Origin of the sequence: Parasphingorhabdus sp., from assembly GCF_049667325.1 — a bacterium.
Lineage (GTDB): Bacteria > Pseudomonadota > Alphaproteobacteria > Sphingomonadales > Sphingomonadaceae > Parasphingorhabdus.
Window position 1 is genome coordinate 18,085 of the sequence record NZ_JBATHY010000055.1, and the last position, 14,194, is coordinate 32,278.

11 protein-coding genes are annotated in these 14,194 nt (G+C 55.9%); 5 read left to right on the forward strand and 6 right to left on the reverse strand.

The genetic code is table 11. The annotated features are described in order from the left end of the window. Positions 1-53: 53 nt before the first annotated feature. The 3 genes from WBM93_RS03015 to WBM93_RS03025 all read right to left on the reverse strand — a co-directional run bounded on the left by WBM93_RS03015 (position 54) and on the right by WBM93_RS03025 (position 4,432). Entirely contained in the window at positions 54-1,862 is a 1,809-nt protein-coding gene (locus tag WBM93_RS03015; RefSeq protein WP_424428017.1) for an ABCB family ABC transporter ATP-binding protein/permease, read from the reverse strand. Between the two features lie 66 nt (positions 1,863-1,928). Next, a complete protein-coding gene (locus tag WBM93_RS03020) occupies positions 1,929-4,025 on the reverse strand; it encodes a TonB-dependent receptor plug domain-containing protein (protein ID WP_424428019.1) in 2,097 nt (698 codons plus the stop codon). Between the two features lie 137 nt (positions 4,026-4,162). Then, positions 4,163-4,432 carry a hypothetical protein gene (locus WBM93_RS03025; RefSeq protein WP_335652080.1) on the reverse strand — a complete coding sequence of 90 codons (270 nt, stop codon included), beginning with the start codon at positions 4,430-4,432 and terminating at the stop codon, positions 4,163-4,165. A gap of 79 nt (positions 4,433-4,511) precedes the next feature. Between WBM93_RS03025 and WBM93_RS03030 the strand changes: the two genes are divergently transcribed. Continuing rightward, positions 4,512-5,324, forward strand: coding sequence for an SDR family NAD(P)-dependent oxidoreductase (locus WBM93_RS03030; RefSeq protein WP_424428022.1), 813 nt, complete (start codon positions 4,512-4,514; stop codon positions 5,322-5,324). Between the two features lie 137 nt (positions 5,325-5,461). On the opposite strand, the gene WBM93_RS03035 is transcribed toward WBM93_RS03030, so the two are convergent. Further along, positions 5,462-5,890, reverse strand: coding sequence for a hypothetical protein (locus WBM93_RS03035; protein ID WP_424428024.1), 429 nt, complete (start codon positions 5,888-5,890; stop codon positions 5,462-5,464). Between the two features lie 299 nt (positions 5,891-6,189). Between WBM93_RS03035 and WBM93_RS03040 the strand changes: the two genes are divergently transcribed. Beyond that, positions 6,190-8,334, forward strand: coding sequence for a putative bifunctional diguanylate cyclase/phosphodiesterase (locus tag WBM93_RS03040; protein WP_424428026.1), 2,145 nt, complete (start codon positions 6,190-6,192; stop codon positions 8,332-8,334). Positions 8,335-8,436: 102 nt separating this feature from the next. Beyond that, on the forward strand, positions 8,437-8,661 hold the full coding sequence (locus tag WBM93_RS03045) for a hypothetical protein (protein WP_424428028.1): 225 nt from the start codon (positions 8,437-8,439) through the stop codon (positions 8,659-8,661). Positions 8,662-8,820: 159 nt separating this feature from the next. Here the strand turns inward: WBM93_RS03045 and WBM93_RS03050 are convergent, their stop codons facing one another. Next, positions 8,821-10,344: a fumarate hydratase gene (locus tag WBM93_RS03050; RefSeq protein ID WP_424428030.1), complete on the reverse strand. Its 1,524-nt coding sequence runs from the start codon at positions 10,342-10,344 to the stop codon at positions 8,821-8,823. 177 nt (positions 10,345-10,521) lie between these two features. On the opposite strand from WBM93_RS03050, the gene WBM93_RS03055 reads away from it, so the two are divergent. Continuing rightward, positions 10,522-11,916: a peptide MFS transporter gene (locus tag WBM93_RS03055; RefSeq protein ID WP_424428032.1), complete on the forward strand. Its 1,395-nt coding sequence runs from the start codon at positions 10,522-10,524 to the stop codon at positions 11,914-11,916. A 32-nt stretch (positions 11,917-11,948) separates the two neighbouring features. Here the strand turns inward: WBM93_RS03055 and WBM93_RS03060 are convergent, their stop codons facing one another. Further along, positions 11,949-12,923, reverse strand: a complete 975-nt coding sequence (locus tag WBM93_RS03060) for a patatin-like phospholipase family protein (protein WP_424428034.1) — start codon at positions 12,921-12,923, stop codon at positions 11,949-11,951. 702 nt (positions 12,924-13,625) lie between these two features. Between WBM93_RS03060 and WBM93_RS03065 the strand changes: the two genes are divergently transcribed. Next, the coding region (locus tag WBM93_RS03065) for a ribonucleotide reductase N-terminal alpha domain-containing protein (protein ID WP_424428036.1) at positions 13,626-14,194 on the forward strand (569 nt) is incomplete at its 3' end.

Sequence of the window (14,194 nt, forward strand, 5' to 3'; positions counted from 1 at the left end):
GGATATGGTTGCAGCAATGGTGACCGGTGATCCCTCTGCAGGGGCGTCGCCTGTTACGCCGTCTCCCGCTGGTCTTCCGCCTGCCGCTTCCACATATCCGCATAGAGTCCGCGCTTGACCAATAATTGCCGGTGGCTGCCGCGTTCTGCGATACGACCTTCGTTGAGGACGATGATCTCGTCGGCGTGGGTGATTGTCGAGAGCCGGTGTGCGATGATCAGAGTGGTTCGGCGTTCGGAAATTTTTGCGAGGGTCGCCTGGATTTCATCCTCGGTGCGACTGTCGAGCGCCGACGTGGCTTCGTCGAGAATAAGGATCGGCGGATTTTTGAGCAACGTGCGGGCAATCGCGACGCGTTGTTTCTCGCCGCCGGACAATTTCAACCCGCGCTCGCCGACCTGTGTGTCATAGCCGCCGGGCAATTTGGCGATAAAGCTATCGAGCGCCGCCCCGCGCGCGGCTTCCTCGATCTCCGCCCGGGTCGCGCCTTCGCGGCCATAGCCGATATTATAGCCGATGCTGTCGTTGAACAGCACGCTGTCCTGCGGCACAATGCCGATCGCGCCGCGCAGGCTGTGCTGGGTGACTTCGGCGATATCCTGACCGTCGATCAAGATCCGTCCGGCTTGCGGATCATAGAACCGGAACAACAGCCGCGCGATCGTCGACTTGCCGGCACCGGATGGCCCGACAATGGCCAGTGTCCGGTCTGGCGGCACTTCAAAGTCGAGGCCATGCAGGATCTGTCGATCATCATCATAGTTGAACACGACATTTTCAAACCGAACCGCTCCATCGGAGACCTGCAGCGGCTTCGCTCCCGGCTTGTCTACAATTTCCTGCTTGGTATCGATCAGCTTGAACATCGCGTCCATGTCGACCAGACCCTGCCGCAAGGTGCGATAGACGGTGCCCAGCATATCCAGCGGCCGGAACAGCTGCATCAGCAGCGCGTTGACCAGCACCAGATCGCCGACCGTCAGGTTGCCCTGTTGCCAACCGTAAACGCTGAATGCCATCGCGCCGATCATGGTCAGATTGGTGATGATCGACTGGCCGATATTGAGCAGACCGAGCGAGTTTTCCGATTTGACCGCGGCACTGGCCCAATCCCGCATCGCCTTGTCATAGCGCTCGCCTTCGCGGCGTTCGGCGGTGAAATATTTGACCGTCTCGTAGTTGAGCAGGGCATCGACCGACCGGCCGATCACCCGCGTGTCCATGTCGTTCATCCTCGCCCGCAGCGCATTGCGCCAGTCGGTCACCTTGCGGGTGAAGGTGATATAAATGGCGACCATCGCCATCGTTGCAGCGACGAGCCCGAAACCGAATTTGATCTGGAAAATAACAAGCACCGCCGCGAGTTCGACAAATGTCGGGGCGATGTTGAACAGCAGAAAATAGAGCATCACATCGATGCTCTTGGTCCCGCGTTCGATGACCTTGGTGACTTCGCCGGTGCGGCGGCCCAGATGAAAGCGCAGCGACAGGCTGTGGAGATGGGTAAAAACTTTGGTTGCAAGGCGACGGGCTGCCTGCTGACCGACCTTTTCAAATACGATATTCCGCAGATTGTCGAACATCACCTGCCCGAACCGCGCCAGACCATAAGCGGCAACCAGAGCGAGCAACACGGTCAGTTCGGTGCCGAGATCATCGTCGGCCATGCCGTCGATAACCGCCTTGTACAGGAACGGCATCGTGAGTACCGCGGCCTTCGCACACAGCACTAGTAATCCGGCGACAATGATCCGGAGACGTAACCCGGGTTCGCCCTCTGGCCAGAGATAGGGCAGGAAACGCTTGAGCGTGGGAATCATCGGCGGGTCAATCTGACCCTCGGTAGCATAATCAGGTGGCATGGCCTCGGATGTAGGGATGCCTGCGAAGAAAGTCTATCTGGCTAAATTGCCCGACTGCATGGTGCGTCAGAAACTGCCGCTGACGGTCAACCGGTAAATCAAACCGAATTCGCGGCTGCGGTCCTCGACAAAGGCGATCGGTCCGTCGCGGCGGTTTGCGTATACGGTGCGGGTAAAATTCTCGCTACGCCCGAGCAGATTTCCCAGATTGGCCTGCACCGTTAGCCCGAAAACATCCTTATGCTCTACAAATATCCAGCTATAGGGTGCACCGGTGCGGAAGCGGTTGATCTGGTCGAGACGCAGAAAATCCGAATAGCGGAAATCTTCGACACCGGCACCCCATGCCCAATTACTGCCGGGAATGTCGTGGCGTAGAGTGGCTTCGTAGGTGAATATCTTGTCGTCGCTGATCCGCCGGGAAATCCCTGTCAAAGGATCATGCAACGCACTTTTCCGGACCTCGCCTTCAAGATCAAGCTTGGCACCCCTCCAGCCGATCGGATCGAACAGGATGCTGGTCACCAGTTCCACGCCATAGCTGTTGGCGCTGTCAAGATTGCCGCGTGCCTCGGTGGTGGCTGTTATCGGGATGGAATCGACTATGTCGCTGAATTTTTGCCCGTATATATTGACGGTCATTGATCCCCATGGCCCCAGCTTCTGCGTCGCTTCCAGTTCCGCTCGCCAGCTTTGCGGCGGCACCAGTTCGGGATTTCCTGCATTTCCGTTGTTCTGGGATACATCGACGGATTGGACAAAATCAAAGAAATTGAGCTGGCCGACCAACCGCTCTACTTTCAAACTGACATCCAGATCCGACTTCGGTCTCCATGCTAGTGAAACCGATCCCTTCGGGCGAACGAAGGACCGGCTCTGTCCAGCCGCACCGCTCTGGCTGATCTTGCTATATTCGCCGCCCAGGGTCGCCTGAAGACTTAGATTGTCCGACAGAGGGCGTCCGTAAGACCCGATGAATTCGCCGCGATATTCGGTGACTTTGCTATCGGCATTGGTCAAGGCGACAGGTTGGAAGTTGCCTTGGGGATCGAGCACCGCCAAAGCGGCTTCATTGTCGAGAAAATTATAGGCACCCTCGACACTGAAACCCCAGTCTGTACCACCTCCGGTTTTCCAGCCATATTCGGCGCGCAAAATCGACTCGCCCTCATCGGTCACCCGGTCAAACCGGCTGCCTCTGGCAGGCGTGATTCCGTCGGTAAAAGTCTGTCCGAAAAAATCGCTGACCGGGCTATGTTCGAAGCGCTGCAAACCGATGAGTTTCAGCCGCCCGCTGCCCAGAGCAAATTCATAATCCGTACTGAATTCCGCATTCCATTCATTCTCGCGGCTATTATAGAGTTCGAAAATGTCGGGCTGACCAGCCTGGGTGCGATCGGTAGCAACCGATTCCCGGCGGCGGGAAATCTGATAGCTGCCGTTTGCGTTGAATACCGATCCGCTTTCACTGGTGCGGCTGAAAGTACCGCTCAGTTTCGGGCTGTCCTGCCGATAGCGGGCGACCTCGTCGCGTTCGAACAGCAGGTTGCCAAAGCGGTCGGTGACCTGTTCGGGGCCTTCGACGCCATTGCGCGCGGCATCATTTTCGATCGAAATTGTGAAATCGCCCTTGCCCAGCTTGCCGCTGATCGAGGCTTCGCCATTAAACCAGTTGTTACCCGACCGGCGCCATCGCGGGTCCCATTTGAAATTGCCGCTCAGACCGGTTGCGTTGTCGACATCGGTTACGAGGTTGAGCACCTGTCCGGAAAGGCCGGAGATGCTGAGCGTCGCCCCGTCGACAATTTCGACACGCACAACATTGGCCGCTGAAATCCGGCCGAGGAAAGTGAAGGCGTCAGTATTTTTGCCGGAGATACGCGCGCCGTTTATCAGGACATTTTCGTCGGCCTGACCCAGGCCGCGTTCGTCGCTGTCACCGGTGTCGATTGTGAATCCGGGTACCTGACGGACAATGTCGAGTGCGGTACGGGGGTTGAAACGGGCAAATTGTCCGGCGTCATAAATCTGTCGTCCGTTTTCTGTACGCGGTTGCAAGGATGATGTTGCCGCAGTCTGGGCATGAACTGCAGGGGGGAACAAATTTGATGCCGACATCGCAGCCATGGCAATGCCGGATAAGATCAGCGTGTTTTGGTTCAAGAAATTTCCCCCAAGTCATTCGTTCTGGAATGGCCGCTGCTATGTCCAATTGGTTGCAACCGATACCGGCTTTCGATAAACTACATGCGTAGTCGGATGAACAGCATTGCTCGTTTCGAGCGTTAAGCCATTCAATCTTAATGTTTGTTGAAAAAAAGTACCCAGGCCGCCGCGCAGTTGGCGAGCGTATAGATGAAATAGAAGATCACCGCAGTGAGCATGCCCATATTGGCGAAAATCATGGCCGAGACGAGCATGAAAAATTCCAGCATATAGCTGCCATAGGGGCCAAGAATCTTCCGGAAGCTGCCGCGCGCTTCAGCAATGATCGGATGGTTGCTCTCGAGCATGGCCTTGTGCATCGCGAAGTTTGCGACGCCGCAAAGGAAAATGATGAATATATACATGGCTTCAATATAAGCCCATTTGTCGCCATTGTCATTTGGTCAAAAAATAATCCTCCAATCCGGATCGAAGGAAAGTTGAATGGATTTTGCAGGCAAGACAGCGGTGATCACCGGCGGCGCAACCGGCATCGGCCTGGCATTGGCCGGACAGATGGGCAGGGCAGGCGCAAGGATCATCCTGTTCGAACCGCGCGAAAATTGTCTGCAGCAGGCAGTTGCCGTCCTATCCGAAGAAGGGATAGACGCGAAATATCTTGTCGGCGACGTCAGCGATCCGGATCAGGTCGAGGCGCTGGCGGATTTTGCCTGGTCGGAGAATGGGCGCGGCGACATCATTGTTAACAACGCCGGGGTCAGTGGACCGCGCGGCGGCTTGTTGGATACCGACCTTGACGAAGCCCGGGCGTTGTTTGACGTCAATTTTTTCGGCGTGTGGAACGGGATCGCGACCTTTGGTCGCCGGTTTCGGGAAGACGGGTTGCCTTCAGCCATTTATTCTACGGCGTCTGAAAACGCCTTGTTCAACGCGCTCCCGGCAGGAAGCGGCGGCGCTTATGTGCCGAGCAAACATGCTGTGCTTGCACTTATGGATGTGTTCCGGCGCGAGAAGCATTTGAATATAGAGACTGGCGTGATCATCCCGGGCTGGGTCGCCACACCGATGACGCGCGATATGGGCATGGCCGCGGATGAGTTTGCCGCAGTTATTTTCAAGCAGATGCAGGCGGGTGAATATTATCTGGTCGGTCATGCCTATAATGTTGTGCGGATTTCCGAGCGTCAGGCGGAAATTGGCGAGGCCTACGCCAAATATGCTCCGCGTTATGATGGTGATGATGAATATGATGTGCAGATATATTATGAAAAGATGATCGCAGATCGCAAGAAATAGATTTTTTGTCGCAGGCCAGAGCTGCTTTGTCCCTTCCAGACAAGTTGAAAAATCATGGCAGGTACTCGCTTTCAAATGCGGGCTGACGTGACGGCGGCATGTTACGAATAAAACAAATTCTTCACTTCATAACCGTCCTATCGCTCGGTTACTGTAAATCCCGGAACGGTTTCGCCTTCGACATGTCCCTTGTGATACATGTCCATATAGATCGAGACTTTGCCCGGCGCAGCATTGCCACAATCTACGTCATAAACATCCATGATATTGCGATAGGGGCCGTCGCCGACATTGCCGGCGCGCGAATAGGCGGGGGGCTTGCCATCGGCGCAACGCAGACGGTTCAAATAGGCACGTTGCCCGGGAGGAAACTCGGCGCGTACCGGATTTTCGGCACTTCCCATCGGATATTCCGCTGCCTTCTCTATTGCCTTCTTGAGTTCCTTCCCCTGCAAGGCAGATTCTCCCGCCATCATGGAAGCGTATGGGTCGCGTGCCGCCGCGTTGGTCGCTGGCAGTAGCAGACCGCTCATCAGCGCTGCGCCCAAAACCAGTTCATGTTTCATCGGTTCACCTTTCATATGAGGGTTGGCGGGCCAAAACTGGGCCGATTTCCATCGCAAATCAAGAACCCCGAAATGCTGCCTGGGTGCGGACCTGAAGCGGTGCAACATTCCTTGCAGTCGCGGAAAAATCGTGAAGGCCGCAAAATAGGGCGATATTTTTTGCTTCTTGCCCGTGTTGTTACGATCAATTTAACCATTTTAGCCGATTGTACGGCCATTGAGTTGTGGGATTCAGAGTGGCCAAAAATTTTTTACAAGCATTTTCAAACGACTCCGCCAGAAGCGCGGAGGCTGTATCGGTGTCGGTCATCACGTCGAATGATCACGCCCGGCGTGTCGAGATTCTTGATGATTTCGAGCAAGCGGGAATAAGCTGGCTTTGGGCAACCGATGCTGACGGTCATTTGGTATATCTTTCGGAAAAAGCAGCAGAAAGTCTGAACAAGCCGATCAGCGAGTTGCTGGCTGTTCCATTGACCACATTGTTTGAAAATGACCCTGACAACCCGGATGAAAAATCCGACCGGCCGTTCAAATATCATCTTAGCAAGCGTAGCAAGATCACCGATCTGGTCGTTCGCCGGGTGCCGGCGACACTCGGCCGCGAAGACCGTCCGACGTGGTGGCTGATTTCCGGGCATCCCAAATTTGACGATTCGGGGAATTTTCAGGGCTATCGCGGCAATGCAAAAGACGTAACCGTCGAATATCAGCGCAAACTGGAAGATTCCCGGGCGGCCGAATTCGACTCGCTGACCGGGCTCGCCAATCGTCACCGTATGGATAGCCGGCTGACCGGGATGCTGGGCGCGTTTAAAGCCGCCAACCGCAGCTGTGCGATCATGATGCTGGATCTCGACCGTTTTAAACAGGTCAATGATACGATGGGCCATGCTGCCGGCGATGAATTGCTGAAGCAGGTGGCAAAGCGGATGCGCGGGATAATCGGCGAAAGCGGCGAAATCGGCCGTTTGGGCGGCGACGAATTCCAGGTCATTCTACCTGATATGGATGACCGGGGAAAACTCGGAGAGCTTGCCGAAAAAATCGTCAAGCTGGTCTCTCAACCCTATCCGATCGATGACAAGCGCGCCACGATCGGCACATCCATTGGTATCGCAATCGCCCCCTATGATGGTGTGGAGAAGGACGAGCTGGTCCGCAGTTCCGATCTCGCCCTTTACGCGGCCAAAAATTCTGGACGCGGGCAATTCCGCTTCTATTCTGCCAATCTGAAAAACGAGGAAGAAGAACGGCGCCTGCTGGTCGAGGATCTGCGCGACGCACTCGCCAATGATCAGGTTGAACTTCACTATCAGCCGGTCGTGCGCACCGATGACCACATGATCGTCGGGTTCGAGGCGCTGATGCGCTGGGTTCATCCGGAACGGGGAGGGGTTAGCCCGGCCGTGTTCATTCCGATTGCGGAAGAATTGAATCTGATAAACCAACTGGGTGAATGGGCGCTGCGCCGAGCCTGTGAAGATGCTTTGAGCTGGCCAAAATCCGTCCGGGTGGCGGTCAATGTGTCGGTCGTGCAATTTGCCAATAGCGGGTTCCCGCAGATCGTGATGAATGCCCTTGCTTCGAGCGGTCTCGATCCCGAACGGCTGGAACTCGAGCTGACCGAAAGCGTCTTCATGGGGGACAGCGAAACCATCGACAACACCTTCAAAATTCTCAAGGAACTGGGAGTGCGACTGGCGCTGGACGACTTCGGCACTGGCTATTCGTCGCTCAGCTATCTTCGCTCGGCTCCGTTTGACAAGATCAAGGTCGACAAGAGCTTCGTCGATTCCTGTACCCAAAAGGACAAGAACAGCGCCAAGATTATTGCAGCAATCATCAGCCTGTCTGAAGCACTGGGAATGGAAACCACCGTCGAGGGTGTGGAGGCCTTTGACCAATTCAAGCTCGTTTGTTCCAAAGGAGCGCGTTTCATACAGGGCTGGATCTACTCCAAGGCGCTAAAACTGGAAGAGATCGAGGAAAAACTGGGAAGCGGGGAATTCCGGATCGAGCCCGATGGGCCGGATTTATATCGTCCGGACCGGCGCACCGTTTTCCGTCGTATCGGGGCGATCCATGAAGATCATAGATATGAGGTTGTGATGCGCGACCTGTCCAAATCCGGTGCACGATTTGAAGGCATGCTGGGCGTCCCGATAGGCACTCAACTCGTGCTTGATCTTGGCGGGGGCCAGCTGGTTATCTGCACCGTGACCCGTGCGAAAGAAGCGATGCTGGGGGTCGAGTTTGAAACACCATTGGTTGGTGACGGCGCGGGTGGTTTGTGCACACGCCATCGTGTATCCCCTTACGATCTTTGCGCCGCCGGAATGCCATTGACAGCCTTGCCGCCGGGGAATTATCCGATGAATCAGGATGCGTCCCGTCCGCCCAGCAAACCCAAATTCATGCAAGTTGCCACCAGCGGCTCGTAACCGGCATTATCGCCATGCGAGTGGATGATCTGTTAAGAACTCGTCATTAGAGGAACCTTAGGCCAAACCGCGCGTTTGCTTGGGATAACAGGAGTATCCACTATGTCATCTTTCTCACTTTACATGATCGGCTTTGCAGTATTTCTCGGCGGCCTCGCTTATGGTGCATTCTTGCTGGGCGCTCCTCCGACCTATATCGGAGTAGGAGTCATCATATTGGCCGGAATCGGGCTGATGTCCGCAACCCGCCGTACCCGCACATGCGATATATCTCCGGATGGTGCGGTTGGAGAAACGACGACGACCACGACGCGAAAAGACATTTAACATATTACGGATTGAGCGCGATCCGGCGGCAAGACGCCGACCGGTCGCGCCCTGAACAATCCGGGACTGTCCGACTGCAAATAGTTAGATAAACGTAGGCCGGCCGGACAAAATCCGGATGTTCTTGTGGCCGTACGCTTCGTACATCCGCCTGCGATATCAGCTGTTTTCCAGCAACCGTTCTTTCCTGATCTTCTCCTGCCAGACCAATGGCGCGAGATGATGGACGCTCTGCCCTTCGGCATCGACCGCCACGGTTACCGGCATATCCTGCACTTCAAATTCGTAAATCGCTTCCATGCCCAGATCTTTGAATCCGACGACCTTGGAGCCTTTGATGGCGCGGCTGACCAGATAGGCGCTGCCGCCGACGGCCATCAGATAGGCGCTCTTGTGCTTCTCGATCGAGGCCACGGTGTCCAGTCCGCGCTCGGCCTTGCCGACCATCGCGAGCAGCCCCTGTTCGAGCATCATGTCGGTAAACTGGTCCATCCGCGTCGCGGTGGTCGGGCCAGCGGGACCGACGATTTCCTCGCCCACCGGATCGACCGGACCGACATAATAGATCACCCGGCCGCGAAATTCGACCGGCAACTGTTCGCCCTTGTCCAGCATATCCTTGATCCGCTTATGCGCCGCATCGCGGCCGGTGAGCATTTTGCCGTTCAGCAGCAGGCGGTCGCCATGTTTCCACGTCGCCACTTCTGCGGCGTCGAGCTGATCGAGATGGACGCGCTTCGCTTCCGATGACGGCGTCCAGTTCACATCCGGCCATTCGTCCAGTTTCGGTGGCTCGAGATAGGCAGGACCGGAGCCATCGAGCGTAAAATGCGCATGTCGGGTGGCAGCGCAATTGGGGATCATCGCCACCGGTTTGCCCGCCGCGTGGCACGGCCAGTCGTTGATCTTGACGTCGAGGATCGTGGAGAGCCCGCCAAGGCCCTGCGCGCCAATGCCCAGCGCATTGACCTTGTCAAAAATCTCGATGCGCAATTCCTCGATATCGTTGCGCGGTCCGCGTTCTTTCAACTGTCCCATGTCGATGGGATCCATCAGGGATTGTTTGGCAAGCAATACGGCGCGTTCTGCGGTGCCGCCGATACCAATCCCAAGCATCCCTGGAGGGCACCAGCCTGCGCCCATCAACGGGATCATCTCCAGCACCCAGTCGACGATATTGTCGCTCGGGTTCATCATCTTGAACTTGGATTTATTCTCGCTGCCTCCGCCCTTGGCGGCGACATCGACCGACACCTTGTCACCGGGAACCATCTCGACATGCAGCACGCTCGGCGTATTATCCTTGGTATTGCGACGGGTGAAAGCGGGGTCGGCGAGGATCGAGGCACGCAGCTTGTTTTCCGGATGGAGATAGGCGCGGCGCACACCTTCATCGACGATCTCCTGCATCGATTGCGACGTGTCATCGAGCCGGCAATCCATGCCCCATTTGACAAATATATTGACGATACCGGTGTCCTGACAAATCGGTCGGTGACCTTCGGCGCACATTTTCGAATTGGTCAGGATCTGCGCGATCGCATCCTTGGCCGCGGGCGATTTCTCCGCATCATAAGCTTTGCCGAGGGCCCGGATATAATCCATCGGATGGTAATAAGAGATAAATTGCAGCGCGTCGGCAACGCTTTCGATCAGGTCGGCGGTCTTGATGGTGACGGTCATATTGGCTCCGAAAAACTGATGATGTGCGATCCGCCGTTCTTCTGACCGATATGGACGGTCCGGGCAAGTTTTTGGTGTGCAGTGACATGCCGCGAGCGATTTTACGGCAAATCTATTGTGCCTGTTCGCATTGCTGCGTAACCATGCGCAAAGGGGGAATTATGAAAAACGTATCGCGTGACGGATAGCGCCGTTCAGCAAGCAAGGCCGGCAACCGATCCCGGCGACAGTATTTTCGGCCATCCCAAAGGACTGGTTTTCCTCGCCAGCACCGAAGCTTGGGAACGATTCTCCTTTTACGGCATGCGGGCCCTGCTTGTCCTGTACATGGTGCAAGAGTTGCTGCTTCCCGGCCATATCGAAAATGTTGCGGGCATGGCCGGCTTCCGCAGCGCCGTCGAATCCGTTACTGGGCCATTATCCACACAGGCTTTTGCAAGCCAGATATTCGGGCTTTACGCCGGCTTGGTCTATTTGACCCCGCTGGTCGGCGGCCTGATCGCCGACCGCTGGCTTGGTGCAAGAAAAACCGTGATGACCGGGATTATTCTGATGACCCTGGGGCATTTTGCCATGGCGTTTGAAGTCACGGTCCTGGTCGCGCTGTCCCTGCTCGTCCTCGGCTCCGGTTGCCTCAAAGGCAATATCGCGGCGCAGGTTGGCCATCTCTATCCCAAGGCCGACGAAGCGCGTCGTACGCGAGGCTTCACGATATTTTCCACCGGTATCAATATCGGCGCGGTTGCCGGCCCGGTGGTCTGCGGCCTGTTGGCACAAATTTATGGCTGGCATGTCGGATTCGGAACGGCGGGAATCTTCATGATCGTCGCCGCGGTGATCTATTTTGCCGGGATGACGCATTTTGCAGATGACAGGCCGAACGGTATGATTGCCGAAGGATCGGATCCGCTGACGGCGTCCGAGCGACAAATGCTGTTGCTCGTCAGCTTGATCCTGTTCATCGCGCTGTTTCAATTTCTGGCCTATGACCAGATATTCAATGTCGGCATGATCTGGACGGCAGACCATGTGAATCTTTCCTCCATTGTCGGCACTGTCCCGGTTCCCTGGTTCGCATCGCTCGATTCGCTGTCTTCGGTTTTGGTAGTGCCGTTTCTGATCGCGCTTTGGGCCGCGCTGGCCCGTCGCGGAAAAGAACCGGATGATTTCGGCAAAATCGGAATTGGCGCTGCGGTCATGGCGACATCGATGGCTTCGCTTGCCCTCGGTTCTTGGCTGGCCGGATCTGATAAGGTCCTGATTATCTTTCCGCTGATTGCATTCACGTTGTCTGGCGTTGCCTTCATGTGGACATGGCCGACGATGCTCGCTTTGGTGTCCCGCCGCGCGCCTGCCAAGGTCAATGCCCTGATGATGGCCTGTGTTTATTTAACTGCCTTCGGGTCGGGTATCGGATCGGGCTATATTGCCGGTTTCTACGAAGCGTTGGGCGCAACGGCATTCTGGTTCATGAACGCCGGCATCGCGCTTGTCGGATCGCTGGCCATATTGTTATTCGGGCCGGTCCTGAAACGCACGATGGACCGACTGGACGGCGAGGCGACCGATTAGAAAATCCCTGGGCCGGCTGCAGATTTCAGGAATCAGGCACCGAGGAACATCTTCAGCGACGGCCATTGATCGGTCACCGCCTTGCGTCCCGCATCAATTGCGGCCCTGATCTTCACAGGATTGAATTCCAGCGTGTCCGCAGCCTCAAATCCGGGATCGGGGGCGATGATCCGCACGGGTGCAAAACTGTAACGCGTGAGCTGGGTATCCAGCGGTAGCAGCGCTTCGGAAATTTGCGCGACCGTCAGGCCCATCGTCATCAGCTTGCGAAATTGGGCTTCGCGCGCAGCTATCAAATCGTTGATCAACATGGCATTGCCGACATCATTGGCGGCCACTTCGCTGGTCTGGATACCAACCGAGCGCAAACCGATATCGACCAGATTGTCATAGGTCTTGCCGGGTTCGCGTTCGGGAGCAGGGGGAGACGCCAGCACGACCAGCAGGGCACGGGGTCGCAGTTTCATGGCTGAACTCAGCGGGGTGATATTGCGCACGCCGCCATCGACCCATTGTTCAACCGTTCCGTCCGTGTCCCGGGATTTGAGCGGCTGGAAAAACGGCGGTTGGGCGCTGGAAGCATAGACCCACTGGCCAATGTCCGGATTTTTCTCGTCAACGTCGACATATTTGCCGGTCGCGAGGCTGACGATCCCCACCCGCAATTTCCGCTTCGATTTTTTCAGCTTCTGGAGGTCGGCATAGTCGATGATTTTCGCCTTGATCGCGCTCGCGTCATAAAGCGAATCTGCGCCAAAGATCGCGCCCGCGACGCCAAAGGGACGCTTGCGGTATATGTCGCTATTCCGCTTGATTGACAGCCATTGGTCGAGCAGACCGGGCATATCATCCATCGCGCCTCCGAGCGCCTGGATGGCTCCGGTGGACACACCGGCAAAAATATCAACACGAATCCCGCGATTGGTGATCAGTTCATCCAGCACCCCGACTTGAAAGGCGCCTTTGGCACCACCGCCGGACAATATGACTGCGAGTTGATTGGGCATGGCGCATCTCCTTTTTCGCCGCATTCGGCGTCTGATGCCCCGTTTCTACCTAGCATGAATCACGGTTGGATTCAGCCTTTAAGATTACATGGCGGTTCCGGTTTATTCCTGTCGGCCTGTCTCTACATTGTGGCTGGAAAGACAATTGGCGATCTGCGCGCATTCTTGCTCGGCAAGACGCGAGCGAAAACATAATCCACCATATATGGTGCGACAATTTCGTCGCCACTGCCTGTGCACGACTTGTGGATAGTTTTTTTTGTAAATTTTGACATCTGGTCTTGCACTACGCGCGCGGCCTAGAAAGTCCATGCGTCGCTGCGCTGCACCATGAATCGGCGTTCGACGAAGCGATTCATTTATACGACGAACGGAGTCGTTAAAATGTCATTTACCCCCTTGCATATAATTTCGATTCAGCCACTATAGGTTGTGGTTAGGCCAAGGGGGCACACCAACTTATAGTGTTACACGTCTTTAGCACCGACTCGGTGGGCGGCTCCCTTTGTGCCAAATGCAATAGAATATACGGGATTTCGGGCAGGAAAATAAATGCCCGCCCGGGCTATATAACTGTTAGGATTAGAGCTTCGGCTCGAGTCGAACAAGACAGGAACAAATGCCCGTAGAAAATCCCGATCGTGGAACGGCCAGTAGGTCGCTGTGATTGTTGAATTAGTAGAGTGATTTTAGGGGGCTTTGATGGATTTTAGAGACAACCGCGACAGTGATAATATGTCCGGATCAGATGTGAGTGAGAGTGAAATGGGCGCGGAAGTATTGGATACGCCAAAAAGCAAAGCCAAAAACACAAAGCCGGCCAGCGAACCTGAGGTCAGCAAGAAAGCGGCTGCCGAAGCTGCCTCGGCCAAGGCCAATGATGAAAAGGAACTCAAGGCCGAGCGCGACAGCCACAGCGTTGAAAAACGCCGTTTCAAGATCACGCAGGATGAAAGCCGCGACGATCTGCTGACCGACTTTGGCAAGGAAACGCTCCGCGACCGCTATCTGTTGCCGGGCGAATCCTATCAGGATCTGTTCGCCCGCGTTGCTGACGCCTATGCCGATGACCAGGATCATGCCCAGCGGCTTTATGACGCGATATCCAAGCTCTGGTTCATGCCGGCGACCCCCGTTTTGTCCAATGGCGGCACCGGACGCGGCCTGCCGATCAGCTGCTATCTCAACAGCGTCGACGACAGCCTCGGTGGCATCGTCAACACCTGGAACGAGAATGTCTGGCTCGCCTCGCGCGGCGGCGGCATCGGCAC

Bases quoted from the DNA above. Each gene is read 5' to 3' on its own strand.
- WBM93_RS03060 (WP_424428034.1), bottom strand. From the start codon at position 12,923: ATGCCCAATCAACTCGCAGTCATATTGTCCGGCGGTGGTGCCAAAGGC.
- WBM93_RS03030 (WP_424428022.1), top strand. From the start codon at position 4,512: ATGGATTTTGCAGGCAAGACAGCGGTGATCACCGGCGGCGCAACCGGC.
- WBM93_RS03045 (WP_424428028.1), top strand. From the start codon at position 8,437: ATGTCATCTTTCTCACTTTACATGATCGGCTTTGCAGTATTTCTCGGC.
- WBM93_RS03035 (WP_424428024.1), bottom strand. From the start codon at position 5,890: ATGAAACATGAACTGGTTTTGGGCGCAGCGCTGATGAGCGGTCTGCTA.
- WBM93_RS03025 (WP_335652080.1), bottom strand. From the start codon at position 4,432: ATGTATATATTCATCATTTTCCTTTGCGGCGTCGCAAACTTCGCGATG.
- WBM93_RS03015 (WP_424428017.1), bottom strand. From the start codon at position 1,862: ATGCCACCTGATTATGCTACCGAGGGTCAGATTGACCCGCCGATGATT.
- WBM93_RS03050 (WP_424428030.1), bottom strand. From the start codon at position 10,344: ATGACCGTCACCATCAAGACCGCCGACCTGATCGAAAGCGTTGCCGAC.